The sequence below is a fragment of the Streptomyces sp. NBC_01198 genome, assembly GCF_036010485.1.
GTDB lineage: Bacteria > Actinomycetota > Actinomycetes > Streptomycetales > Streptomycetaceae > Actinacidiphila.
The window spans coordinates 7,808,384-7,833,125 of record NZ_CP108568.1; the positions used below are offsets into that span (position 1 = coordinate 7,808,384).

Genomic DNA, 24,742 nt, shown 5'->3' on the forward strand with positions numbered 1-24,742 from the left:
GGGCGCCCCGGGAGGGCGGCGGATCCCCGGGCCCGCCAGGTCGTCCCTGGCCGCCCGAGGCTGCCGCGGTGGGGTGCCCGGAGTCTCAGGACGGCGGCGTCAGCACGTTGTCGATCAGGTAGACCGTGGCGTTGCGGGTGGCGACGTTGCCGCACACGATGTTCGCGGAGTTGTTCACCTTGAAGGTGGTGCCGGAGCCCGACGTGGTGAGGTTGGCGCCCTCCAGCGTCTTGAACGAGCCCTTGGGCAGCTGGGCCGGCGTGATCCGCTTGTCGCCCACCACGTGGTAGGTCAGGACCTTCTTCAGCTCGGCCTTGTCCGTCAGCAGCGACGCCAGCTTGCCGGCCGAGAGCTTCTTGAACGCCGCGTTGGTCGGCGCGAAGACCGTCGCGTTCTTCTCCGAGTTGAGGGTGTCGACCAGACCGGCCCGTTTGAGCGCCGCTACCAGGGTGGCCAGTTGCGGATTCGTGGCCGCGGCGGTGGCGACGTCCGACTTGGCCATGACGGCCGCACTGCCGGAACAGCCGCTGCCGAACGTGCCGCCCGAGGGCGAGGGGCTCGGCGACGCCGACGAACCGGAGGACGCGTCCTGTGCTGCGGCGAGGGGGGCGAAGCCGCCCAGGGAGAGGGGCAGTGCCACGGCGATCGCGGTCAGTGCCACGACGGTGCGGATACGGATGCGGAGCTGCGTCATGTCGATACCTCTTTTCCGCTGCAGGAATGAAGCCACGCGGGCGGTCTCGAGGGACGGCTGTCGGGGACTGGCCAGGGGCTCTGGCCCGGGAACCGGAGGGGGATGTCCGCACGCTCCGGACGGTGCGGCTCAGGCCATCCCTTCGAGAGTGGCAGCGCCCGCCTGAACGCGCACCTTCTGCCGCCCGCAGGCAGCCGCTGGCGGCTCCCGCGGCCGGTCGGTGGCACGTACACCTGCCGGACCGGGCGGTCCGCGACACCGGGGCGCACGCCGAGCGGCGTCCGCCCCGGTCACTGCCGGGTGAGCTCCGTGGGCGCCCCGAACCTCGGCGAGGCGGGGGCGAGCTCCAGCGTCCCGTCGGTCATGCTCAGGTCGTAGGAGTTGCCGACCGGGCAGGACACCGTCCCGGCCGGGTCCGTCCTGCGCGCCGTCCTGGCGACGAAGTGGACGACGCCGGCGTTCATCGACCGCAACTCCAACGTCTCGGTGCAGCCGTCGTTCTTGCCGGTGTCCAGGTCGTGGATGTCGCTCACCTGCTGTCCGACCAGCTCGCCGAGGCGGCCCGCGCGCAGGGTGAGGGTGATCTTGTAGCTGTCCGTCTGCAGGGCCATCGAGTAGTTGCCGGGATTGCCCGGGCCGGTAGCGGCCCAGGTGCCCACCCAGGCAGCGGGCAGTGCGTGCGGATCCGCGCTCTGCCCGCCGGCCCCCGCGGTGGTCGACCCGGCACTGCCGCCGGTCTTGCCGTCGTCGTCGGAGCCGGAGTCGCCCAGGCTGTACACCAGCACCCCGGCCACCGCCGCAACGGCCACGACGCCCGCCGCGACGACCAGCCACGCCCGGTGCCCGGTCGTCCGCGACGGCCGCGGCGCCGCGCCACGGCCGTGCTCGCCCTCGTCGTCCTCTTCCGCCGGCCCCTGCACCGGTGCGGGAACGGGCCCGTTCCGGCCGGGCGGCCGGTCGTGCGCGGTCCGCGTGACGGAGTCCGGGGACGGACCGGGCGGGACGGCGACGGCGGGCCCGGCGGAGCCCGACGGCGGAGGGGTGCGGTCGACGACCGTGGCGGGACGGGTCGGCGGCTCGACGGCCGGTTCGCCCAGCGCCGCGCGCATGGTGGCCTCCCGGGACGCCAGTTCCGCCGGGAGCCCCGCAGGCAGCCGCCGCGCCCACAGCCCGGCCGGCCGGTCCGGCTCCGCCAGCAGCCCGGCGGCCGCGCGGGCGGTGGGCCGATCCCCCGGCTGCTTGGCCAGGCAGGCCCGTACCAGCGGCAGCAGTCCCTCGGGCACCCCTGCCAGGTCGGGCTCCTCGTGGACCACGCGATACAGCAGCGCCGACGCGGGCGGATTCTCGCCGGGCCGGTGGAACGGACCGCGCCCGGTGGCCGCGTGGACCAGCACGGCACCCAGCGCGAAGACGTCGCCGGGCTCCGCCGACACCCCCTCGGTGGCCTGCTCGGGCGGCATGTAGCCCGGCGAGCCGATCATCGCGCCGGTCCGGGTGTGCCGGGAGTCCTCCGCGGCGCGCGCGATGCCGAAGTCGATGAGCAGCGGGCGCTGCCCGGCCAGCAGCACGTTGGACGGCTTGACGTCCCGGTGGGCCAGGCCCGTCTGGTGCACCGCGTGCAGCGCCTCGCACAGTTCGGCGGCCAGCGCGGTCAGGCTCGCCTCCGGCAGCGGCCCGTGGCCGCCCACCCAGTCGGCCAGCGAGGGCGCGGCGACGTATTCGGTGGCCAGCCACTGCGGGCGGGCGTCCGCGGGGGAGAAGTCGATCACGGTGACGGTCCACGGCGAGCGCACCCGGTCGGCGTGCCGGATCTCCCGGGCGAAGCGCTCCCCGAAGGCCGGATCGAGCCCGAACTCGGACCGCACGGTCTTCAGCGCGAGCGGCCGACCGGCCCGGGTCCTGGCGAGATACACCTGCCCCATGCCTCCGGCGCCCAGCCGCGCGAACAGCGGATATCCCCCGACCGAGACCGGATCGGTCCCCCCCAGACTCTCCATGCGCGAAGCCTACGACGCCCCTCCGCGGCTGTCCCCACCTGCTGGAAAGACGTCCCCCCGCCCTGCGGCCCCCGTCAATCGCTCCCCGCCCTCCGGCCTCGAACGAGCGGCACGACCCCTCGGCGGTACCATTCTGGTACCCTACGGGCATGCCAGCGTTGAACATCACCTTCACCGACGACGAGCTCGAAGCGGTACGGGCCGCCGCGGCCGCCGAGGGCAAGAGCCTGAAGCAGTACGTGCACGACCTGCCGCTGCGTGAACGGCAGCGGGCGGATTTCGTCCGCTACGCCGCCGCCTTCGGCGAGCAGCGCCGGGGCGAGTTCGACGAGGCGTTCCCCGACGAGGTGCCGCCGGCCGCCGCGCGGGGGGCAGAGGCCGCCTGATGCCACCGGTCCTCTACATCGATGTGGCCTGGCTGCTGGACGTCCAGGAGCAGGCCCTGCCCGAGGACGTCTCGGTGTCCGACTACTCGGCCCTCGTCGCGGCCGTCGCCCGGCACAAGACGAAGATCCCCCGGCACGACACCCCCACCCCGGACCCCGCCTGGCGGGCGGCCGCCCTGCTGCACACCCTGGTGTGCCTGGAGCCCCTGCCGTTCCGCAACAGCCTCTTCGCCTGCCAGGTCGCGGCGGCCTACATGCACGCGTCCGGCCACGGCATCGACCCGCCCTACGGCGCGCTGGTGGAACTGGTACGCGACATCCAGTCCCGCAAGGCCGGCCTCTTCGACGCCGCCGACCGCATCCGCGCCTGGCAGCTGTGAGCCCCGTGCCCGCACGCGGTACGGGCGACGCGCGGAAGGCTCAGAGCGGCTGGAGCCGGGTCCGCAGCAGGCAGAATACGTTGCCCTCCGGATCCGCCAGTACGTGCCAGCTCTCCGCGCCGGTCTGGCCGACGTCCGCCGGCTGGGCGCCGAGCGCGAGCAGCCGGTCCAGCTCGGCGTCCTGGTCCCGGTCGGTGGCGTTGACGTCGATGTGCAGCCGGAGCTTGGCGGGGCGCGGGTCGCTGCTGGGGCTGAGGACGAGGGTGGGCTGCGGGCCGCCGAAACCGGTGCCGGGCGGCCCGATCTCGATGCTCCCGTCGTCCTCCCGCCCGAGTTCGACGTAGCCGAGGACGTCGCTCCAGAACACGGCGAGCCGCTCGGGGTCGGCGGCGTCGATGACCAGCTCACTGATACGGCATGCCATGGCCGCCAGTGTAGGGAGACGACCCGGGTGGCAAAGCCCGATCGGGTCCGCCGGGCGGAGGCGCTCTCCGCGCTCACGCCGGGCAGTCCCCGGCGGCGGCCACCGGACGGGGTCCAACGCCCAAGTTGTCGGCAGACGGTGGCCAGGTCATCATGGACGAGACGAGATCGCACATTGGTTTTCGCGCCAGATCGCAACCGGCCCGGACGACAATCTCAGGCTCGTGGTCCAGGGCCTGGCGGCGCCGATTCGCGCACTCCCACCACAGAAGAGGAGACTGGTGCGTCCCGCATGATCCAGCACAACCCTGGTGCGGGAGGCTCGCCGTGGGCAGTGTTTCATTTCTCCTGATAGCCGTCATCCTGACTGCACTGGCCTTCGATTTCACCAACGGTTTCCACGACACCGCCAACTCGATGGCGACATCCATCGCCACGGGGGCGCTGTCCCCGCGGGTGGCCGTCGCGGTGGCCGGCGTCCTCAATCTCGCCGGAGCTTTTCTCTCGACCGAAGTGGCGTCGACTATTTCCAACGGAATCGTCGACGACCAGAAGGTCTCCCTGGTGATGATCTTCGCGGGATTGGTGGGTGCGATCCTGTGGAATCTGGCTACGTGGCTTTTCGGTCTCCCATCGAGTTCCTCGCACGCGCTGTTCGGGGGACTCATCGGTGCGGTCTGGGTCGGGGCAGGCGGTTTCGCGGTGCATTTCGACGTGGTGGTGGAGAAGATCGTGGTTCCGGCGATCGCCTCGCCGATCGTGGCATGTGGCGTCGCCCTGGTAGCGACCTATCTGGCGTATGTCATCACCCGGCGGACGTCCGGGAGCAAGACGCGGAAGGGGTTCCGCAGGGGGCAGATCGGGTCGGCGTCCCTGGTGGCGCTGGCGCACGGCACGAACGACGCGCAGAAGACCATGGGGGTCATCACTCTTGCCCTCATCTCCACCGGTGTCCTCCACCACGGTGCGCGACCGCCGTGGTGGGTCGTGCTGTCGGCCGGCATGGCGATCTCGCTGGGCACCTACGTCGGCGGCTGGCGGATCATCCGCACCATGGGCAAGGGCCTGACCGATATCGAGGCCCCGCAGGGCTTCACCGCCGAGACCACGGCGACGGCGGTGATCCTCTCCTCGTCGCACATGGGGTTCGCGCTGTCCACCACGCAGGTCTGCACCGGCGGCATCCTCGGCGCGGGGCTGGGTCGCAAGCTGGCGCGGGTGCGGTGGGGGGTCGCCGGGCGCATCGCGGTGTCCTGGGCCTTGACGCTGCCCGCCGCGGCGGCGGTCGGCGGCGTCGCGGTCTGGGTCGCCGACCGGGGAAACCTCGGGGTGGCCCTGGTCGGGCTGGTCGCGCTGGCCGCGGCGGCCGGTTTCTACGCCCTGTCCCGGCGCACGCCTGTCAACCGGCAGAACGTCAACGAACTGCCCGCCCGCGAGGAGGAACCCGCCGACAAGTCGGTCGTGTGACCCCCTCAGCCGTCGAAGGAGCACGGGATGGATATCAAATGGTCCAGCCTCGGGGAGGTGGCGGTGGTCAGCCTGGCCGTCACCGTGGTGGTGGTCGTGATGTTCTCCCTCGGGGTCGTGGCCTGGACCCGGATGGGGGCGCTGCGCGGCGGGGGACCGGTCGGCACGCGGGAACGGGTGGCGGCGGGGGCGGCGGCGCTGTGCTTCGCCGCCTGCCTGGGGATCGCGGCCTACGGAATCGACGTGATCATCCCCGACTGACCCGCCCCGCATGTCCCGACGCGGTTGCCGGCTCCGTTCGGCCTGACGCAGCTGAACGAAAGGCCACGGACGGTCCTGCGGGCGTCTTCGGAAGCGGTGACGCTCTACAGCGACGGCCTGGTCGAGACCCGCAACAGCGACATCGACGAGGGCCTGGAACGCCTGCGCGTCGCGCTCTCCCGTCCCTTCACGGCCCTGGACGACCTCTGCGCGTCGGTCATCGACGCCATGGTGCCCAAGGGGCCGAGCCGCGACGCCGCCGCCCTGCTCCTGGCCAGAACGCTCCCGGCGCCGCACGGCGCGAGCACCTCCGGCGCTTGAAGCCGGGCGCGGACACGCCGCTTTCACCTCGCCGACCCCGTCGGCGGCGAGATGCCGCGAGGCGTCCCGACCGGTGGGGAACTCCGGAGCCTGACACGGCATCGACTCGTTCGAGCGGCACCGCCCCGTCGGCCGGTGTGGTGGCGCCGGTTGGTTGCGTGCCGGCAGTACGGTGACCGCCTCAGGTACGTCCGAGCCCGTCGGCCAGGTCCCGGAGATGCCAGGTCGCTCGGCCGTCTCCCGCCCCCGCCGCCCTCACCGAATGCGCAGGAGATGGACGCCGAAGACCTTCCCGCCCTGGCGATCGACGCCCGCCGCGCCGTGCCGCGTACCGACGTGGCTCTCGCCGACGCCCGGCTGGCCGCGGCCGTGGACCGGCTGGGCCGAGGGCTGGTGAAGTCCGTACTGGCCGGCGTCCAGGAACGCGCCCGCACCGGTGAACTGCCGCCCGGCGACGTCATCGAGCGGACGCTGGCGGCGCTGCCCGCGACGGCGTCGGCGCTGCGGCCGGTGATCAACGCCACCGGAGTGCTGCTGCACACCAACCTGGGCCGGGCCCCGCTCTCCGCGGCCGCGCGCGAGGCCCTGCTCGCGGCCAGCGGCACCACGGACGTGGAGCTCGATCTGGCCACCGGCGCCCGCGCCCGCCGCGGCCGGTCCGTGATCGAGGCACTGCTCCTGCGGGTGCCGGCGGCGCGGGCCGCACACGTCGTCAACAACGGGGCGGCGGCGCTCCTGCTGGCGGCCACCGCGCTGGCGCAGGGCCGCGAGATCGTGGTCAGCCGGGGTGAACTGGTCGAGATCGGCGACGGTTTCCGGCTGCCGGACCTGCTGGCGTCCACCGGGGCCCGGCTGCGGGAGGTCGGCACGACCAACCGCACCGTCCTGGCGGACTACGCCTCGGCCGTGGGACCTGACACCGGGTTCGTCCTGAAGGTCCACCCCTCCAACTTCCGCGTCACCGGCTTCACCGGCGACGTCGGGGTCAGCGAACTGACCCGGCTCAACGTGCCGGTGGTCGCCGACATCGGCTCCGGGCTGCTGACCCGCGAGCCGGCACTGCCCGACGAGCCCGATGCGACCACCTGGCTGCGGGCCGGCGCGGACCTGGTGACCGCCAGCGGCGACAAGCTGCTGGGCGGTCCGCAGTGCGGCATCCTGCTGGGCCGCGCCGACCTCGTGCGGCAGCTCTCCCGCCACCCGGTCGCCCGGGCCCTGCGCGTGGACAAACTGACCCTCGCCGCGCTGGAGGCGACCCTGCTCGGCCCCGCCACGCCCGTCCGCACCGCGCTGCACGCCGACGCCCGGCGGCTCCGGGAACGCGCCGAACGCATCGCGGCACACCTGCGCGACCTGGGAGTCGACGGCCGCGCGGTCGGCAGCACGGCGGTGATCGGCGGCGGCGGCGCTCCGGGCGTCACGCTGCCGAGCGCCGCGGTCTCGCTGCCCGCGTCCTGCGCCGACCGGTTGCGGCGGGCACGTCCCGCGGTGATGGGCCGGGTGGAGGGCGGGCGCTGCCTGCTGGACCTGCGGGCCGTCCCGGAGGACACGGACGCCGACCTGTCGGCCGCCGTCCGGCAGGCGTTCGCCCCGCCGACCGGCCCGGCCGCGCCTGCGCCCGTGACCCCGGCACCTCCGGCGGGCGGTCTCACTCCCGACCCGCCGGCACCCGCCCGCCGCGGCCGGCCCGCGTCACCCGCGGGCCACGCCATGCGGGGGAGGTGACCGGCCCGTGCACGTCGTCTCCACCGCCGGACATGTGGACCACGGAAAGTCCACCTTGCTGCGGGCACTGACCGGGATGGAGCCGGACCGCTGGGCGGAGGAGCAACGGCGCGGCATGACCCTGGATCTGGGGTTCGTGTGGACCCGGCTGCCCGGCGCCGGGGACCTCGCCTTCGTCGACGTGCCCGGGCACGAGCGGCTGGTGGGCAACATGCTCGCCGGGGTGGGCCCGGTGCCCGCCGTGGTGTTCGTGGTGGCCGCCGACCAGGGCTGGCAACCGCAGTCCGAGGAGCACCTGGCGATCCTGGACGCGCTCGGCGTGACGCACGGCGTGCTGGCGGTCTCCCGCAGCGACCTGGCGGACCCCGAGGCGGTCCGGGCCGACGCGCTGGCCCGGATCGCGCGCTCGTCGCTGGGGGCCGTGGCGTCGGTGGCCGTGAGCGCCGTCACCGGCGCGGGACTTGACGAGCTTCGTACGGCGCTGACCCGGCTGACCGGAGCGCTGCCCGCCGCGGACCCGGCCGCCGACGTCCGGCTGTGGGTGGACCGGGTCTTCACCGTACGCGGCAGGGGCACGGTCGTCACCGGCACGCTCGGCGCGGGCACGATCCGGGAGGGCGACCGGCTCGAACTCGCCGGCGGCGGGGCGGCGTTCCGGGTGCGTGGCCTGCAGCGGCTGAAGGAGGCCCGGCCTTCGGTGAGCGCGGTCGCCAGGGTGGCGGTCAACCTGCACGGCTCCGGGGACGGGAGCCTGCGCCGCGGGGACGCGCTGCTCACCCCGGACCGCTGGCTCACCGCCGGCACGGTGGACGTCCGGCTGACCGGCGGCGCGGCGGGCGACCTGCCCCGGCAGCTGACCCTGCACATCGGTTCCGCGGCCGTCCCGGCCACGATCCGCCCGCTGGGCGAGGACACCGCCAGGCTGCGGCTGGCCGAGGCGCTGCCGTTGCGGATCGCCGACCGGGCGCTGCTGCGCGACCCCGGTCTGCGGCGGGTCGCGGCCGGGGTCACCGTGCTTGACGTCCGTCCACCACGGCTCACCCGGCGCGGGTCGGCCGCCGCTCGGGGCCTGGAGCTGCGGGCCGTCGCGCTGCCACCGGACGGAGCCGCGGAACTGCGTCGGCGCGGCCTGGTACGCCGCACGGAGCTGCTGGCCATGGGCGTGCGCCCGCCGTCCGACCCGGTGGCCGGGGACTGGCTCGCCGACCCCGGCCATTGGAGCTCCCTGCGCGACCGGCTCCGCCACGCCGTGGACGGGCACGCCGTCCGCCATCCGCTGGAACCGGGCCTGCCCCCGGAGACCGCCCGCCAGATGCTCGCCCTGCCGGACCGCTGCCTGGTCGAGGCGCTCGCCGCGGACTGCGGCCTGAACCGGCGCGACGGGCGCCTCTACGGCGGCCACGCCCGGCCCGCGCTCCCCGCCCCGGTCGAGGCCGCAGTCCGGGCGATCCGCGCCGATCTGGCCCGGAGCCCCTTTCTGGCCCCAGAAGCCGGCCGGCTGGAGCAACTCGGGCTGACACCGCGCCTGCTGGCCGCCGCCGAGGCGGCGGGGGCGCTGCTGCGGATCACGGACGGCGTCGTCCTGCTGCCGGAGGCGGACGCGCAGGCCGCCGCGGTGCTTTCCCGGCTGGAGCAGCCGTTCACCACCAGTGAGGCACGCCGGGCCCTGGCGACCACCCGCCGTGTCGCGGTGCCGCTGCTCGAGCACCTCGACCGGCAGGGCTACACCGCGCGCGTCGACGCTTCGCTGCGCCGCTGCACGCCCGCACCTCACGTGAAGAGCCCGGTCGGTGCGGGCTGACGCACGGGCTGCCACCGTCCCTGCGGCGGCTGTCCGCTGCCGTACGCCGTGCGGACGGCAGCCGAGCGGAGACGGACGGGAATCGAACCCGCCTGTCCGAGTTACTCGGACACCTCGGTTTTGAAGACCGGGAGGGCCACCAGGCACCCGTTCGTCTCCCTGCCGGGCCGCCGGACCGGCGGCACCGTCAGTGGCCATCGAATCCCCGGGCCCGCCAGGTGTCAACGCGCCGCGCTGCGAGCCCGCACCCCGTACCCGCAGGCATGACGGGACCCACCACAGAAAGGACACGCGATGGCGACCGCAGTACGGCAAGGAGGCGTCCGGCTGACGCAGTACGCCCACGGCGGCGGCTGCGCCTGCAAGATCCCGCCGGGCGAGCTGGAGGAGGTCGTGGCGGCGCTGGCCGGCCGCGGACCCGCGGGCGGCGGGGCCGCCGAACTCCTCGTCGGCCTCGACAGCGGCGACGACGCGGCCGTGGTGCGGCTGCCGGGCGCCGCCGGCTCACCGGCCCTCATCGCCACCGCCGACTTCTTCACCCCGGTGGTGGACGACCCCTACGACTGGGGGCGGATCGCCGCCGCGAACGCGCTGTCGGACGTCTACGCCATGGGCGGTGTCCCGCTGATGGCCGTCAACCTGCTCGGCTGGCCGCGCGAGGTACTGCCCTTCGAGCTGGCCCGGGAGGTGCTGCGCGGCGGGCTGGACGTGGCGACGGAGGCGGACTGCCATGTGGCCGGCGGGCACAGCGTGGACGACCCGGAACCCAAGTACGGTATGGCGGTCACCGGGATGGCCGACCCCGACCGGCTGCTGCGCAACGACACCGGACGACCCGGGATGCCGCTGTCGCTGACCAAGCCGCTGGGCGTGGGCGTACTCAACAACCGGCACAAGACGACCGGCGAGGAGTTCCCGCATGCCGTCGCCTCGATGGTCGCGCTGAACCGGGACGCATCGGCGGCGGCCCTGGCGGCGGGCGCGGTGTGCGCGACCGACATCACCGGGTTCGGGCTGCTGGGCCACCTGTACAAGCTCGCGCGCGCCTCCGGGGTGACCGCGGTGATCGATGCCTCGTCGGTCCCCTGGCTCGACGGGGCGCCGGAGTCCGCGCGGGCCGGCTTCGTCAGCGGCGGCACCCGGCGCAACCTCGCGTGGGTCACCCCCTCCACCGATTTCGGATCGGTACCGGAGCTGACCCGGCTGCTGCTGGCCGACGCCCAGACCTCCGGCGGACTCCTGGTGGCATGCGAGGTGCCCGGCGCCCCGGTGATCGGGCAGCTGGTCGCGCGGCAGGAACACCACATCGTCGTCCGCTGACCGGCGGGGCTGGCGCCGGCGGGGGCGGCAGGTACTCGGTCGGCGTAACCGGTGGCACCCCTTCGGGTGAAGGCCGGTCCGAGGATTTCCTGCCGCTTCCGGCCCGCCTCTAGCGTCGCTGGCAGCAACTCCCCGACCGTGTACGGCCCCTGAGGAAGCGTATTCATGACCGCTGCGTCCACCACCCGCACCGCTCCGACACCCGCCGTCCCGGCGAGCGACATCGCAGACGCGCTGAAGCGGGTGATCGAGGACACGATCGCCCCCCGGTCGGCGGAGATCGACCGGCAGGGTGCCTTTCCCGCCGACGGGATCGCGGCCCTGGGCCGCGCCGGCGTCCTTGGCCTGCTGAGCGCCGCGGACGCCGGTGGCGCCCAGGCCTCACTGGCCGCCGCGGTGCAGGTGATCGAGCGGCTGGCCGGGGCCTGCTCGTCGACCGCCATGGTGGTGCTCATGCACTTCTCGGCGGTGGCGGTGGTCGAGGCGCACGGCGACCAGGACGTGCGCCGGGCGATCGCCCGGGGCGAGCACCTGACCACGCTGGCCTTCTCCGAGGCCGGGTCCCGCAGCCACTTCTGGGCTCCGATGGGAACCGCCGCGCAGGACGGCGCCGGCCGGGTGCGCCTGGACGCCGAGAAGAGCTGGGTCACCTCGGCCGGCCACGCGGACAGTTACGTGTGGTCCAGCCGCCCGCTGGCCGCCGCCGGCCCCATGACCCTGTGGCACGTGCCGAGTGACACGCCCGGGCTCGCGGTCAAGGGGGCCTTCGACGGCTTCGGGCTGCGCGGCAACGCCTCCAGCCCCGTCACCGCCGCGGCCGTGCAGGTACCGGGCTCGGCGATGCTCGGCACGGACGGCCAGGGCCTGGACATCGCCCTGGCCACGGCGCTGCCCCGATTCCTCGTGCTGAACGCGGCGTTCTGCGTGGGTCTGTGCGAGGCGCTTCTCGAACAGGCCGGCGGCCACCTGACCCGGGCACGCCTTGAGCACCAGGAGCAGAGCCTGGTGGACCTGCCGTCGGTACGTGACGCCTACGCCAGGCTGCGCACCCGCGCCGACACCGCCCGGGCTTTCCTCGCTGACACCCTCACCGCGCTGGACAGCGGCCGCGAGGACGCCATGCTGCGCGTCCTGCAGGTCAAGGCGGTCGCCGGAGAGGCGGCCGCGGACGTCGCGGACGGGGTCATGCGGCTGTGCGGCGGCGCCGCCTTCCGCCGCGGACTGGGCGTCGAGCGCCGCTTCCGGGACGCGCTGGCGGCCCGGGTGATGGCCCCCACCACCGAGGCGCTGTACGACTTCACCGGCCGGGCCAGCCTGGGCATGCCGCTGTTCGAGGGGGCGTCGTGACCCTGCTGATGGGGGCCGTCGCCTACGACCCCAAGGTGGTCGCGATCTGGACCGGCTTCCGCGCCTGGCTGACCGCACGCGGGCTGCCGTTCGACTTCGTGCTGTACTCCCATTACGAGCGCCAGGTCGAGGACCTCGTCGAGGGCCGGATCCACGCGGCGTGGAACTCCCCGCTCGCCTGGATCCGCGCCGAGCGGCTGGCCGCGGCCGGCGGCGCGCGCCTGCGGCCGGTCGTGGCGCGGGACACCGACCGCGACCTGCGCTCCCTGGTGGTGGTGCGGGCCGACGCGCCCTACGCCCGGCTGCGCGACCTCAAGGGACAGACGGTGGCCGTCGGAGCCATGGACTCCCCGCAGGCCACCCTCATCCCGCTGTCGTTGCTGCGCGCCGAGGGACTGCGACCGGGGGAGGACGTCCAGGTGCGCGGCCACGAGACGGGCGTCGGCCTGCACGGCGACCACATCGGCGGCGAACGCGACGCCGCCCGGGCGCTGCTGTCCGGGCAGGCCGCGGCAGCCTGCCTCCTCGACGCGAACCATCTGCTGTTCGGCCAGGAAGGCACGCTGCCCCCCGGCAGCACCCGCATCCTCGCCGAGACCGCCCCGTACGACCACTGCGTCATGGCGGTCAACGAGGCCGCACCCGCGGCCCTCACCGAGCGCTTCGGCGAGCTGCTGCTCGGCATGTCGCCCACCGACCCCGAGGTGCGGCGGCTGTTCGACCTGGAGGGCCTCAACGTCTGGCTCCCCGCCCGGACCGAGGGTTTCCCGGCGCTGGAGGCCGCGGTCGGCGAGGTCGGTTTCTACGACGCGGCCGGCCGGGTGACCGCCGAGGGCTACCGGCCGTGAGCGCCCCGGCCGGCGCCCCGGCCGTCGTCGACCTGGCGGGCCTCCCCTTCGATCAGGGCGCCCACCTGCTGGTCCGGCGGGCGCTGGCTGGCCTGCAGCCAGGGGAGCGGCTGGCAGTGGCCGGCCACGATCCGGCGCTGCTGGCCCACCTGAGAGCCTGGTGCCGTACCACCGGCCACCGCGTGCACCCCGGGGCCGAACAGGGCTCCCCGGTGCGGGCGGTCATCGTCCGCGGCCCCGCCGAACTCGACCGCTGGGCCACCGCCTTGCGGGCCGGCGGTCCGTCGCCGCTGGAGATCGTCCGGCACCCGGACCCCGGATGGGGGCTGGCCGCCCGCGGAGCGCTCATCGAGGACGGCGCCCCCGCCCCCGGGTTCGACCTGGCAGAACGCGACCTGGTGTGGGCCGACGTCGCCCCCAGCCTGTACGCGCACGCGGCCGCCGCCCAGTGGGACCCGGCCACCGCGGTCCCCTGGGACACCCCCTTCGAACTGGCACCCGCCGTCGAGGAGGCGGTGGTGCAGGTGATGACCTACCTGGTGGAGAACGAGCAGGCGGCCCTGGTGCTGCCCGCCCGGCTGCTGGCGCGCATCCACCCGCACTTCCGCGAGGTCGTCCAGCTGCTCGCCGTCCAGGCCGCGGACGAGGCCCGCCACGTCGAGGTCTTCACCCGCCGGGCCCTGCTGAAGACCGGGCGGATGGGCACCTCCTCGGCCGGCGGCCGGGCCTCGCTCGCCACCCTGCTCGCCGAACCGGACTTCGCGCTGGCCTCGTTCCTGCTCTCCGTGCTGGGCGAAGGCGGCTTTCTCAACCTCCTGTCGTTCCTGGACCGTCACGCACCCGACCCGGTCACCCGTGCCGTGGTCCGCCTCGCCCACCAGGACGAGGCCCGCCATGTGGCCTTCGGCGTCGCCCACCTGCAGCACCAGACGTCCGTGGACCCCGGCCTGCGCGGCCGGCTGCGCGGCGCGGTCGAACACCGCCACGACGTGCTGCGCGACACCGCCGGGCTCAACCAGGACGTGCTCGACGCGCTCGTCGTGCTGGCCGCCGGCAGTTGGCAGCCGGCCGCCGTCGCTCGCGGTCACCGCCAGGTCGGGGAGCTGCTGACCGCGATGGACGAAGGACGGCAACGCCGGCTGATCCGTCTTGGGTTCCCCGCCGACGAGGCCGCGGAGCTCTCGGCCCTGCACACCCGCAACTTCATGTGACCGGCCCGGGGGCCCGGTCGGCGGCGGGCCCGGCCTCACGGGCCACCCCGCCGGTGGAGTTCAGCCGCTCCCGCTGCGGCACCACGACGTAGGCCGGGTCCTTGGTGGACGCCACACCCGCCTCGAACACGCCGAAGCGCTGCAGGACGCTGCCGGCGAGCAGGGCCAGCCCGGCAGCCGCGGCGGCCGGGCGGCTGCGGCGGGCCACCGTCACCGCGGCGACCGCACCGCCCAGCGTGAGGACCTCCGCCGCCCGGCGCAGCCGGTGGGCCCGGCCGGTGGTGTACGCCGTGGGCACCAGCCCGGGCCGCCGCTCGATCATCCGCGACGCGACGAGTTCCGCCACCGCACCGGCCGCGCCGAGCCGGCGGGCGGGGCCCGCCTCGGCCACCGGCACCAGCAGCATCCCCAGCCCGCCGCCGCTGGCCGCCGCCGATCCGGTGAAGACGAACGGCAGTTCCTTGCGGGCCTCGTGCCAGGCAGGGACGGCCGTCTGGGAGATGAGCACCGCCGTGTAGGACGCGAGCGCCGGCGCGAGAAGGGCCGCGGACAGCCCGGCGGGCCGGGCGGCCGCCGTCATCAGCCGGCCCGGAAGGGTGGCGCGGACGGCGGCCGGCAGTAGTTCCGCCGCGGCGGCCAGCGCGCTGCCGGGCCCGTAGGCCGCCAGGATCCAGGTGCCGACCGACATCGGGGAGGTCGGCTTGGCGACCCGCAGCATGTGGTGGAAGCGTTCCGGCCGCCCCAGGTCGTCGATCAGCAGGTAGCTGCTGACACCCAGCGCCACGAAGCCGCCCAGGCGCCCTGCCCTGCGCAACGCCGGACGCCCGGTCAGGTCGGCGCCGGCCGCGAGCAGCGCGCCCCCGGCCGACAGCCCGCCGGTGAAGAAGTACGCGGGGATCGGCCAGCCCCACACCGGCGGTTTGAGCACCGGCCGGCCGTAGTAGGAGCGGTACTCGCCCGCCGGCACGGCGCCCTCGGCCCCGGTCATCGCCGGCCCCCGCCCACGAAGACGGCGGTCGCCGCGGCCAGCAGCGCCGAGGCGGCGACTCCGGCGTAGCCCCACATCTCCGGGAGGTGACGGGTGGGCACCACCGGGTCCGGCGGCAGCCCGTAGACCTCCGGGTCGTCCAGCAGCAGGAAGAACGCGCCGTCGCCGCCCACCCCGTCGTCGGGATCATGGCCGTACAGCCGGGCCTCGCCCACCCCCGCCTCGTGCAGCTGCTCCAGGCGCAGCGCCGCCCGGTCGCGGAGCTCGTCGAGCGGGCCGAACTGGATGGACTTGGTGGGGCACGCCTGCGCGCACGCCGGTTCCATGTCGCCGCGCAACCGGTCGTAGCACAGCGTGCACTTGAACGCCCGGCCGTCGTCCGGCCGCCGGTCGATCACCCCGTAGGGGCAGCCGGACACGCAGTAGCCGCAGCCGTTGCAGATGTCCTGCTGGACGACCACGGAGCCGAACTCGGTGCGGAACAGCGCCCCGGTGGGACACACGTCGAGGCACCCGGCGTGGGTGCAGTGCTTGCACACGTCGGAGGACATCAGCCAGCGGAAGGAGGTACGGCTCTCCGCGCCGCTGCCGGCGCCGGGCAGGTCGAAGGACGGAAACCCCAGATGCACCGGCGCGGTGCCGAGATCGGCCCCGCCCCGGGCGGCCTCCGGCAGCGCCTGGGACACCGTCCCGTCCGCCACGACGGTGCCCGAGGGACCGGTGGGAAGGGTCGACAGGCCCGCGTCCTGCCGGCCCAGCGTGGCCTCCTGCTCGATGAAGGCGACGTGCCGCCAGGAACTGGCGCCCAGCATGCCGGTGTTGTCGAAGGACATGCCGAGCAGGTCGAGCCCGTCCTCGGGCACCTCGTTCCACTCCTTGCAGGCCACCTCGCACGCCTTGCAGCCGATGCACACCGAGGTGTCGGTGAAGAAGCCCATCCTCGGTGGGTGGTCGCGGTGCCCGGCGTCCCCGGCGGGGTCGGCGAGCGGCCCGTAGAAACTGTGCTCGTGCGTCATGGTGTTTCCTCCGGGCCGTCTGACTCTGGGTGACTGGGCCTGTCGCCCTCTCCGGACGTCACGACGCAGGTGCCGGTCTCCGCCGTGACCCCGGCGCGCCGCCGGTAGTCCTCGACGTACTCCAGCAGCGCCGGACCTCTCGGGCGGCGCCCTGGCCGGACGTCGCAGGTCAGGACCTTGCTCTCCTGGATGAACACGTTCGGGTCGACCACCACGCCGATCAGGTCGTTCACCACGTCCCCGGTCGTCAGGCCGGTCCCGCCCCAGTGGTATGGCATCCAGACCTGGTGGATCACCCGGCCGTCGATCCGCAGCGGCGCCATCCGGTCGGTGACGACCACCCGGGCCTCCACCGCGGTCCGGGCGGTGACCACATGACCCCAGTCGAGATGGCGCAGGCCCCGCTCGGCCGCAAGCTCCGGCGACACCTCCACGAACAGCTCCGGCTGGAGTTCCGCCAGGTAGGGGAGCTGGCGGCTCATGGCGCCGGCGGTGTGGTGCTCGGTGAGGCGGGAGGTGCTGAAGACGAACGGGAAGACGTCGCTGTGGGGGTCTGGCCCGGCGGGGTTGCTCGGGTTGTCCTCACGCCCGTAGACCTTGCGCACCGGGTTGGCCTGCTGGCCGTACAGCAGGTTGCGCGTCGGCGACTCGGCGGGCTCGTAATGGGTGGGCATGGGGCCGTCGGCCAGCCCGGTCGGGGCGAACAGCCAGGCCTTCCCGTCCGACATCATGATGAACGCGTCGTCACCGCGGAGCGCGTCGGGCCCGGAGGCGCCCTCGGCCGGCCGGAAGTCCGGCGGCTTGGTGGTCTGGAAGTCCGGTGTGTCGTGCCCGGTCCACTCGCCGCGCTCCGCGTCCCACCACACCAGCGCCTTGCGCTCGCTCCAGGGACGCCCCTGCAGGTCGGCGGACGCACGGTTGTACAGCACCCGCCGGTTCATCGGCCAGGTCCAGCCCCACTCGGGGTCGTAGGGACCGCACTTGAAGCGCGGGGTGCGGCGCCGGGCCTGGTTGACCTCGTCGGCGTAGACACCGCTGTAGATCCAGCAGCCACAGGACGTGCTGCCGTCCGCCTTCAGATCGGCGTAGCCGCTGACCGTACGGCCGGTGCCCAGATCGATGCCGTTGATGTGCCGCAGCACGTCGGCCGCTGACGGCTCGTCGCCCTCGGCCGCGTAGTCCCATGCCAGGTCCAGCAGGGGACGGTCCCGCTCGTCGGTCGAGCCGGCCAGCCGCGCCTTGAGCCGCAGGCACAGGTTGTGGAAGAACCACAGCTCGGAGCGCTGGTCACCGGCAGGTTCTACGGCCTGGTCGCGCCATTGCAGCATCCGCTGCGTCTGGGTGAAGGTGCCGGACTTCTCCACGTGCGAGGCCGCGGGGAAGAAGAACACCTCCGTGCGGCAGCTCTCCGGGGTGATCTCCCCGGTCTCGATCTCCGGGGCGTCCTTCCAGAAGGTGGCACTCTCGATCATGGCGAGGTCGCGGACGACCAGCCAGTCGAGGTTGGCCATGCCCAGGCGCTGCATGCGGCCGTGGGCCGAGCCGACCGCGGGGTTCTGACCGAGCAGGAAGTAACCCGAGACCTTGCCGTCGACCATGTCCATCACCGTGCGATAGGTGCCGTGGTCGCCGTTGATGCGGGGCAGGTAGTCGAAGCAGAAGTCGTTCTCCGCCGTCGCCGCGTCTCCCCAGTACTCCTTGAGCAGCGAGATCGTGTAGGCGTCGGCGTTCCCCCAGAACCCCTTCTGGTTGTGGCCGCTGATGGCGTCCAGGTAGCTGCCCAGGTCCTCGTGGGTGGTGTCGGGCATCGGCAGGTAGCCGGGGAGCAGGTTGAACAGCGTCGGGATGTCGGTGGAGCCCTGGATGCTGGCGTGACCGCGCAGCGCGTAGATCCCGCCACCGGGACGGCCGATGTTGCCCAGCAGGAGCTGGATGATCGACCCGGCCCGGATGTACTGGGCGCCGACGGTGTGCTGGGTCCAGCCCACGCTGTACACCAGCCCGGAGGTGCGCTCGCGACCGGAGTTGGCGGTCCAGGCACGGCAGACCTCGAGGAAGAGGTCCTGGGGCACTCCGCAGATCCGCTCCACCATCTCCGGGGTGTAGCGGGAGAAGTGCCGCTTGAGCACCTGGAAGACGGACCGCGGATGCTCCAGCGTCGGGTCGGCCGCGATCTCCTGCGCGGACCCCTCCACGACCGGACCGCTCGCGCCGTGCTGGTACGAGTGGGACTGCTCCTTCGCCCGCCGCCCCGACTTCTGCTCGGCCACGGTGCTCTCGTACGCCCAGACCGACGAGTCGTACGAGGCGGTCCGCGCGTCGTACCCGCCGAACAGCCCGTCCAGGTCCTCGGTGTCCTGGTACCCCTCGTTCAGCAGGAACGAGGCGTTGGTGTACGCCTGCACGTACTCCTTGAAGTACAGGTCGTGGGACAGGATGTAGTGGATCACGCCGCCGAGGAAGGCGATGTCGGTACCCGCCCGCACCGTGACGTGCTGGTCCGCCAGCGCGCTGGTACGGGTGAACCGCGGGTCGATGTGGATGACCCGGGCTCCGCGCCCCTTGGCCTCCATCACCCACTGGAAACCGACGGGGTGGGCCTCGGCCATGTTCGAGCCCATGATGATGATGCAGTCGGCGTTGGCCAGGTCCTGCTGGTAATCGGTCGCACCACCGCGCCCGAACGAGGTTCCCAGACCGGGAACCGTGGCGGAGTGTCAAATACGCGCCTGGTTCTCCACCTGTAGCGCGCCCAGGGCGGTGAACAGCTTCTTGATCAGGTAGTTTTCCTCGTTGTCCAGCGTGGCGCCGCCGAGGCTGGCGATGCCCATCGTCCGGCGGAGCTTGTTCCCCGACCCGTCGACGTCCTGCCAGCCCTTCCGCCGGGCGTCCAGCACCCGGTCGACCACCATGTCCATGGCGGTGTCCAGGTCCAGGTCCTGCCACTCGGTGCCGTAAGGCGGGCGGTAGCGCACCTTCTGCACGCGCTGGGGTCCGGTGACGAGCTGCCTGCTGGCCGAGCCCTTCGGGCACAGCCGGCCGCGCGAGATGGGGCTGTCCGGGTTGCCCTCGATCTGGATGACCTGCTCGTCCTTGACGAAGACCCGCTGCGCGCAGCCCACGGCGCAGTAAGGACAGACCGAGTCGATCACCCGGTCGGCGCTTTCGGTGCGGGGCGCGAGTGCGGCCGAGCGCGGGGACTGGGCCGCCTTGCCCCGGCCCAACGGGTCGTCCCCGGTGAGCTGGCGGTACACCGGCCACTTCCCGATCCACCGTTTCACGCCCATCGGCCTGCTCCTTCCGGCCTGGTCCACCGCGCGGTCGGTCACTTCATGTCGAAGGTACCGGCAGGAGGTACGTCCGCAAGTCAGGGACGCGCGGTGTCAGCGCGGCCCCCGCCGTACGGCCGCCAGCGTGCACGTATATGGAACATAAGATACATATCGGATACGCATCTCAGATGGCGTGATGGGTCCGGGGAGAGACCACGGGCGGCCACGACAGAGACCAGAGGAGACATGACGACGTGCCGGTAACCTTCGCTCCCTCCGACTTCCCGCCGCTGGCACTCGCTTTCTTCGGCCTCGGTACGGGGTACCTGATCTGGGCCCCCCACGAGCTGATCGGCTGGCCCAGACGCGACGAGCGGGTGGACCGATCCCTCGGCGTCTGGGGAATCTGGCTGCCGGGCTTCTGCCAGTTCGTCGTCGGCTTCATCTTGTTCGTCGGCCTGACCTGGTTCCGGGTCTTCCGGGACCCGACCCTCTACATGGCCGCCTTCGCCTTCTCGGCCTACGGAATCCACTGGTTCAGCATCGGCTGGAACCGCTACCGCCAGAACGACCCACGGCCGAACGCCGGCATGTCGGTGGCCTTCATGCTCATCTCCTCGATGGGCGCCACCGTGTTCTTCCGGGTCGGCGACTGGCCGGTCGGCCTGGTGTTCCTCGGCCTGTTCGCCGTCTATTTCAGCGACTTCTTCGTCTCGATCGGCGTCGTCCTGGCCGAACGCGCACTGGGCCTCTTCCGCCTGGCCACCGGCTGCTGGCTGCTGTACATCTCCTACGCGGTCGCCGTCGACTTCGCCCTCGGCTGGCACTGGCGCACCTGAGCCCGACCCCGCGGGTCCTCGCCCTGCCCCCGAGCCGGAGCCGGCCGACATCCTGGAGGCGCGCGAGACGCCGGAGTCGGCGCCGGCGGGCAAGGCGGCCGAGCGGGCGAGCGAGGACGAGATCCGCGCGCTGCGGACCACGCTGGGGGCGGTCCTCGAGTAGCCACCGATCCCGGGAGGTTCGTGACAGTGGCGACCGGGTTCGGCGGACACGATCGGTCGACGGGCATCCCGCGCCGCGGCTACCGGTCGGCGTGGACGCGGACGGCGCCGCCGAAGGGTGCCGGTCCGTCACCGAGCATCAGCATCAGGTCGAAGGGCTGCATCACCCTGCGCCGTGTCATCCGCCAGACCCCCTCCCGGCGGCGGTACTCGTCTTCGTAACTGCCTCCTCCGACGACCCAGTGACGGTCGGGCAGTTGGGCCAGGACCACGACGTCGGAGCGCCCCGTGGCCGCGTCCCCGCTGATGGTCACGGTGTGGTTCGCGGTGGCGTGCTGCATGACGGGGAAGGTGCGCCACTGCTGCTCGACCGCGGCGCAGATCGCTTCCAGGCCTATGAAGACGCGGTGGGGGCTGGTCTCCCAGATGGCGTCCAGTGCCCATACCCCCTCCCAGCGGAGCCGGTCGTGGTGGTCGGCGCCCGCGCAGTAGTCGTGGGCTAAACGGTGCAGTGCAAGCTCTGCTTCGACGCGGTCGAGGCGGGCGGCGAGGGCTTCCAGCGTTGTCATGCCGGGCACGGTACCCAGCGCCGGAGCAGTCCGGGAGGGGTCCGCCGTCACGCGAGCCGGGAAGGACCTTGAGGCGCTCCCTGTGACACCGCGCGGGGCAGCGAGCGCGGCCGCCCGATCGGGGTAGGCGAGCCCCTACAGGGCGCCCGCGGCATGCGTGTGCCCGGCGGCGGGAGGGGTGGATCGGTGACACAGGAGCCTTATTTCGCCGAGCGGTTCAGAATCTCGGTGTGTTGTGCTGGGGGGATGGCGGCGCTCGGCGTGGTGGGACTGGTCCTGTCCGTCCTGGGCGCGCCGACCACGATCACGTGGGCGGCTGCCGCCGGAGCGGCTGTCGCCGGGGGCTGGGGCGGCAAGCAGCTCGTGCACCGCTACAGCGAACGTCGCTGAGCCGGCGCTCCGACCAGGAGAGTGCGGAACGGTCCGGCCGCAGGATGCGGCAGACCGCCGTCCGGTGCGGCACGCACCCTGCCGGGCGGGCGGCCGCCGGCGCGGGCGGCCTGGCGTTGCGGGCTCTTCTGGTGCGGCGGAAACTGACGGGGGGCGGGTAGTGGGAAGGGCCTGGAACGATGGGCGAGTACGTGGAACTTCCTGGCGCCACGACCTGGTACGACACCGAGGGCGCGGGCGACCCGCTGGTTCTGCTGCACGGCGGGTTCTGTACGAACGAGACGTGGGGAGCCCAGCGGCCCGACCTGGCAGAGAGCTACCGCCTGTTCCTGCCCGAGCGCCGCGGCCACGGGCACACTCCCGACGTCGCGGGGCCGCTCCACTACCAGGACATGGCTGACGACACCGTGGCCTTCCTCGAGTCGGTCGTCGGCGCTCCCGCGCATCTTGTCGGGTGGAGCGACGGGGGCATCGTCGCGCTGCTCGTGGCCGCCGACCGCCCGGACCTGGTCCGGAAGATCGTCGTGATCGGGGCGAACTTCCGTCCCGCCCCGGAGTCGTGGGCCGAGCCGGCCATGCTGGACGCAATGGCGCCGGACAGTACCGATCTCGCGTTCTTCCGCGAGATGTACGAGGCGGTCGCGCCGGAGGGCGGCGACTGGCCTGTGGTGGCGGGCAAGATCCTCGACCTGTGGCGTACGGAGCCGACGCTCTCCACCGGCGACCTGGGCCGCATCGCCGCGCCGGCCCTGGTGATGGTCGGGGACGACGACATGCTGACGCCGGCGCACACGGTCGACCTGTACGAGGCGCTGCCGGCGTCGCAACTGGCCGTCGTGCCCGGTGCCTCGCACCTCGTTCCGCTGGAGAAGCCCGCGCTGGTCAACCAGTTGGTGCTGGACTTCCTCGGGAGCGATCCGGCTCCGACGATGCTTCCCGTCCGGCGTGCGCACGCGCCGGGCTCCTGAGCCCGGCGCAGAGCATCACGACGGTCGGCGCCGTGTTCAAGACCGGCCGGCGCCCCGGTCCCGAACACGGCAGGCCCTGTTGACCTGCGGCAGGTACGCGGGTCAGGCCGTGGCGCCGCTGTCGACGACGAGGTCGGCGCCGACGACGCTGGCGGCGTCGGGCGAGGCGAGATAGAGGACGGCCGCCGCGATCTCCGCGGTGCTGGAGACCCGGCCGAGAGGTACGGCGCCCTTCATCCGGTCGGCGCGGTCGGCGTCGGTCTCGCCGGGGCGCAGGGACATGGGGGTGTCGGTGGGGCCCGGGCTGACGGCGTTGATGCGGATGCCGTCGCCGATGTGGTCGAGGGCCGCGGCCCGGCTGAGGGCCGAGACGGCCGCCTTGGTGGTGATGTAGCCGGCGAGGCCCGGAACGCGCATGTGGGCACCGAGGTTGGAGGCCACGTTGACGATCGCGCCGCCGGTGGACTGGCCGCGCATCCGGGCGACCTCGGCCTGGAGGCAGAGGAGAACGCCGGTGAGGTTCGTCTGGAGCAGGGTGTGCCAGTCCTCCTCGGGGAGGTCGGCGACGGGCGCGCCACCGCGGACGACCCCCGCGTTGTTGACGGCGATGTCGAGGCTGCCGAAGTGTTCCGCGGTGCGCTGCACGAGGGCTTTGACGTCGGCGGAACTGGTGACGTCGGCGGCCATCGCGAGTCCCGTGCCGCCGGCCTTCTCGATCAGGGCGACCGTCTCGTCGAGGGACGACGCGGTACGCCCGGCGGCGGCGACCGCCGCTCCTTCGGAGGCGAAGGCGAGTGCGACGGCGCGGCCGATGCCGGAGCCGGCGCCGGTGACGAGGGCGGTCTTGCCGGTGAAGCGTGCGGTCATGGTGACGGGTCCTTTGGTGGTCGGCGGATTACGCGGTGCGGATGGTGAGGAGCGCCGCGGCGGCGAAGGCGGCCGCGGTCACGGCCAGCGAGGCGGCGTCGGAGCCGGCGGTGAGCAGTGCGGCGAGGACGACGGTCGGACCCAGTTCCATCGCCGTGTTCATGGCGCCGGCAGCCAGTCCGGTCCGGTGCGGCGCCACGCCGTCGGTGGCAAGGACCGCAGCTGCCGCGAAGCTCGCGGCGGCGCCGGCCGGCAGCAGAAGGAGGCCGGGGAGCAGCCCGTAGGCGTACGGGGTGTGCGCTGCGAGGCCGGTGAGCGCGAGCAGGGCGAGACCGGTCGCGGCGAGGGCGAGCCCGCAGGCGGTGACGGCCCGCGGACCGTAGCGGGCGATGAGGGGGCCCGCGGCGCGGCCGGAGATGAGCAGGGCGACAGCGAAGGGTACGAAGGCGGCGGAGGTCTGCAGCGCCGACCAGCCGCGGCCTTGCTGGAGGTGCAGCGACAGGAGAATGAACGTCGTGGCGGTCCCGGCAGCGGTCAGCGCGATCGCGGTGAGCGCGACGGCGCGGCGGCGGTCACGGAGGAATCCCAGCGGGAGCAGCGGATCGCGGGCGTGGCGCTCGGCGAGCAGGAAGCCGGCCACGAGCCCGACGCCGAGGAACAGCGGGACCAGGGCGGCCGCCGACGACCAGCGGTGGGCGTCGGTGAGGACGAGGCCGTAGCTGGCCAGCGTGGTCCCGGTGGCGGCCAGCAGCGCGCCCGGCAGGTCGAGGGACCGGCCCTGGCCCGGCGGGGTGGCGGGTAGCAGACGCGGCGCGAGGACGAGTGCGCCGGCTGCGACGGCGACGGGGACGGCGAAGGACAGGCGCCAGGTGGCGAGCGCGGAGATGACTCCGGAGAGCAGGTTGCCCGCGGTCGCGCCCAGGACCGAGAGCCCGCCCCAGGTCGCCATGGCCTTGCCGTACGCGAGAGGTTCCGGGAAGACCGCTCGCAGGACGGCCATCGCGGCGGGCGCGGTGACCGCGGCACCGACCCCCTGGCCGAAGCGTGCGGTGAGCAGGGTGTGCGGCCCCGGGGCGACGGCCGCGGCCAGGGACGCCGCCGTGAACACCAGCAGCCCGGCGGTGAGGGCGCGACGCCCGCCGAAGCGGTCGGCGACGCGCCCCCCGAAGAGCAGCAGCCCCGCGAAGGCGAGTCCGTAGGCGGCGCTGAGGAGGATCAGGTCGTCCCGGCCGAGGGAGAACTCACGCCCGATCCGGGGCAGGGGCACGACGAGCGAGGTGAGAGTGAAGATCAGCGATATCTGCACGGCGCCGAGCAGCACGAAGGCGGGTCTCGTCGCAGCTGCGGTCGTGGATCCGTCCGCGGCGGGCGCGGACGTGCTCGTCGCGCGTACGGCTGTGCTGCTGTGGCGGCTGCCCGTGGCGGCCATGTCCCCCCCGATATTTGACCGAACGTTCCATAATGTGGGCATGCGAAGACGCCCCCTCTGT

At 73.4% G+C, this 24,742-nt stretch carries 23 protein-coding genes and 1 tRNA gene; 14 read left to right on the top strand and 10 right to left on the bottom strand.

Annotation, left to right across the window (positions count from 1 at the left end; all coding sequences use genetic code 11):
* Positions 1-85: 85 nt before the first annotated feature.
* The gene (locus OG702_RS34790; protein ID WP_327292957.1) at positions 86-694 is read right to left on the bottom strand and encodes a fasciclin domain-containing protein; all 609 of its coding nucleotides are present in this window, start codon (positions 692-694) and stop codon (positions 86-88) included.
* A 290-nt stretch (positions 695-984) separates the two neighbouring features.
* Positions 985-2,691 carry a protein kinase domain-containing protein gene (locus OG702_RS34795; protein ID WP_327292958.1) on the bottom strand — a complete coding sequence of 569 codons (1,707 nt, stop codon included), beginning with the start codon at positions 2,689-2,691 and terminating at the stop codon, positions 985-987.
* A gap of 149 nt (positions 2,692-2,840) precedes the next feature.
* Here OG702_RS34795 and OG702_RS34800 point away from each other — a divergent pair, with 149 nt between their 5' ends.
* Both OG702_RS34800 and OG702_RS34805 read left to right on the top strand, forming a co-directional pair.
* Complete coding sequence (locus OG702_RS34800; RefSeq protein WP_327292959.1) at positions 2,841-3,077, top strand: hypothetical protein; 237 nt, start codon at positions 2,841-2,843, stop codon at positions 3,075-3,077.
* A complete protein-coding gene (locus tag OG702_RS34805) occupies positions 3,077-3,457 on the top strand; it encodes a toxin Doc (RefSeq protein ID WP_327292960.1) in 381 nt (126 codons plus the stop codon). The genes OG702_RS34800 and OG702_RS34805 overlap by 1 nt, the downstream gene beginning before the upstream one ends.
* Positions 3,458-3,497: 40 nt before the next feature.
* Here OG702_RS34805 and OG702_RS34810 read toward each other — a convergent pair whose 3' ends face one another.
* Positions 3,498-3,881 (bottom strand): VOC family protein, encoded by a 384-nt coding sequence (locus OG702_RS34810; protein WP_327292961.1) that lies wholly within the window; start codon positions 3,879-3,881, stop codon positions 3,498-3,500.
* A gap of 326 nt (positions 3,882-4,207) precedes the next feature.
* Here OG702_RS34810 and OG702_RS34815 point away from each other — a divergent pair, with 326 nt between their 5' ends.
* The 5 genes from OG702_RS34815 (at position 4,208) to OG702_RS34835 (ending at position 9,455) form a co-directional block, all read left to right on the top strand.
* A complete protein-coding gene (locus OG702_RS34815; RefSeq protein ID WP_327292962.1) occupies positions 4,208-5,347 on the top strand; it encodes an inorganic phosphate transporter in 1,140 nt (379 codons plus the stop codon).
* 27 nt (positions 5,348-5,374) lie between these two features.
* Positions 5,375-5,608 carry a hypothetical protein gene (locus OG702_RS34820; RefSeq protein ID WP_327292963.1) on the top strand — a complete coding sequence of 78 codons (234 nt, stop codon included), beginning with the start codon at positions 5,375-5,377 and terminating at the stop codon, positions 5,606-5,608.
* 24 nt (positions 5,609-5,632) lie between these two features.
* Entirely contained in the window at positions 5,633-5,929 is a 297-nt protein-coding gene (locus OG702_RS34825) for a SpoIIE family protein phosphatase (RefSeq protein ID WP_327292964.1), read from the top strand.
* A 273-nt stretch (positions 5,930-6,202) separates the two neighbouring features.
* The gene (gene selA, locus OG702_RS34830; protein WP_327292965.1) at positions 6,203-7,654 is read left to right on the top strand and encodes an L-seryl-tRNA(Sec) selenium transferase; all 1,452 of its coding nucleotides are present in this window, start codon (positions 6,203-6,205) and stop codon (positions 7,652-7,654) included.
* A 7-nt stretch (positions 7,655-7,661) separates the two neighbouring features.
* A complete protein-coding gene (locus OG702_RS34835) occupies positions 7,662-9,455 on the top strand; it encodes a SelB domain-containing protein (RefSeq protein WP_327292966.1) in 1,794 nt (597 codons plus the stop codon).
* Positions 9,456-9,521: 66 nt separating this feature from the next.
* Here the strand turns inward: OG702_RS34835 and OG702_RS34840 are convergent.
* Positions 9,522-9,614 (bottom strand) — tRNA-Sec (locus OG702_RS34840).
* Between the two features lie 135 nt (positions 9,615-9,749).
* On the opposite strand from OG702_RS34840, the gene selD reads away from it, so the two are divergent.
* The 4 genes from selD (at position 9,750) to OG702_RS34860 (ending at position 14,181) form a co-directional block, all read left to right on the top strand.
* A complete protein-coding gene (selD, locus tag OG702_RS34845) occupies positions 9,750-10,775 on the top strand; it encodes a selenide, water dikinase SelD (RefSeq protein WP_327292967.1) in 1,026 nt (341 codons plus the stop codon).
* A gap of 165 nt (positions 10,776-10,940) precedes the next feature.
* Positions 10,941-12,122 (top strand): acyl-CoA dehydrogenase family protein, encoded by a 1,182-nt coding sequence (locus OG702_RS34850; RefSeq protein ID WP_327292968.1) that lies wholly within the window; start codon positions 10,941-10,943, stop codon positions 12,120-12,122.
* Positions 12,119-12,970, top strand: coding sequence for a phosphate/phosphite/phosphonate ABC transporter substrate-binding protein (locus tag OG702_RS34855; RefSeq protein WP_327292969.1), 852 nt, complete (start codon positions 12,119-12,121; stop codon positions 12,968-12,970). The genes OG702_RS34850 and OG702_RS34855 overlap by 4 nt, the downstream gene beginning before the upstream one ends.
* The gene (locus tag OG702_RS34860; RefSeq protein WP_327292970.1) at positions 12,967-14,181 is read left to right on the top strand and encodes a ferritin-like domain-containing protein; all 1,215 of its coding nucleotides are present in this window, start codon (positions 12,967-12,969) and stop codon (positions 14,179-14,181) included. Before OG702_RS34855 ends, OG702_RS34860 begins: the two co-directional genes overlap by 4 nt.
* Here OG702_RS34860 and nrfD read toward each other — a convergent pair.
* Genes nrfD through fdh form a run of 3 tightly spaced genes read right to left on the bottom strand, consistent with a single transcriptional unit; the run spans position 14,174 to position 19,472 of the window.
* Positions 14,174-15,169, bottom strand: a complete 996-nt coding sequence (nrfD, locus tag OG702_RS34865) for an NrfD/PsrC family molybdoenzyme membrane anchor subunit (RefSeq protein WP_327292971.1) — start codon at positions 15,167-15,169, stop codon at positions 14,174-14,176. The two genes, OG702_RS34860 and nrfD, sit on opposite strands and share 8 nt — an antisense overlap.
* On the bottom strand, positions 15,166-16,185 hold the full coding sequence (locus tag OG702_RS34870) for a 4Fe-4S dicluster domain-containing protein (protein ID WP_327292972.1): 1,020 nt from the start codon (positions 16,183-16,185) through the stop codon (positions 15,166-15,168). The genes nrfD and OG702_RS34870 overlap by 4 nt, the downstream gene beginning before the upstream one ends.
* The gene (fdh, locus tag OG702_RS34875) at positions 16,182-19,472 is read right to left on the bottom strand and encodes a formate dehydrogenase (protein ID WP_327292973.1); all 3,291 of its coding nucleotides are present in this window, start codon (positions 19,470-19,472) and stop codon (positions 16,182-16,184) included. The genes OG702_RS34870 and fdh overlap by 4 nt, the downstream gene beginning before the upstream one ends.
* 239 nt (positions 19,473-19,711) lie before the next feature.
* Between fdh and OG702_RS34880 the strand changes: the two genes are divergently transcribed.
* Complete coding sequence (locus tag OG702_RS34880) at positions 19,712-20,296, top strand: hypothetical protein (RefSeq protein WP_327292975.1); 585 nt, start codon at positions 19,712-19,714, stop codon at positions 20,294-20,296.
* 242 nt (positions 20,297-20,538) lie between these two features.
* On the opposite strand, the gene OG702_RS34885 is transcribed toward OG702_RS34880, so the two are convergent.
* Positions 20,539-21,027: a nuclear transport factor 2 family protein gene (locus tag OG702_RS34885; protein WP_327292976.1), complete on the bottom strand. Its 489-nt coding sequence runs from the start codon at positions 21,025-21,027 to the stop codon at positions 20,539-20,541.
* 186 nt (positions 21,028-21,213) lie between these two features.
* Here OG702_RS34885 and OG702_RS34890 point away from each other — a divergent pair, with 186 nt between their 5' ends.
* Both OG702_RS34890 and OG702_RS34895 read left to right on the top strand, forming a co-directional pair.
* Positions 21,214-21,417, top strand: a complete 204-nt coding sequence (locus tag OG702_RS34890) for a hypothetical protein (protein ID WP_327292977.1) — start codon at positions 21,214-21,216, stop codon at positions 21,415-21,417.
* Positions 21,418-21,596: 179 nt separating this feature from the next.
* Complete coding sequence (locus OG702_RS34895; RefSeq protein WP_327292978.1) at positions 21,597-22,385, top strand: alpha/beta fold hydrolase; 789 nt, start codon at positions 21,597-21,599, stop codon at positions 22,383-22,385.
* A 102-nt stretch (positions 22,386-22,487) separates the two neighbouring features.
* Here OG702_RS34895 and OG702_RS34900 read toward each other — a convergent pair whose 3' ends face one another.
* Together OG702_RS34900 and OG702_RS34905 are read right to left on the bottom strand one after the other, a co-directional pair.
* Positions 22,488-23,252, bottom strand: coding sequence for an SDR family NAD(P)-dependent oxidoreductase (locus tag OG702_RS34900; RefSeq protein WP_327292979.1), 765 nt, complete (start codon positions 23,250-23,252; stop codon positions 22,488-22,490).
* A gap of 28 nt (positions 23,253-23,280) precedes the next feature.
* Positions 23,281-24,681 carry an MFS transporter gene (locus OG702_RS34905; protein ID WP_327292980.1) on the bottom strand — a complete coding sequence of 467 codons (1,401 nt, stop codon included), beginning with the start codon at positions 24,679-24,681 and terminating at the stop codon, positions 23,281-23,283.
* Positions 24,682-24,742 lie beyond the last annotated feature (61 nt).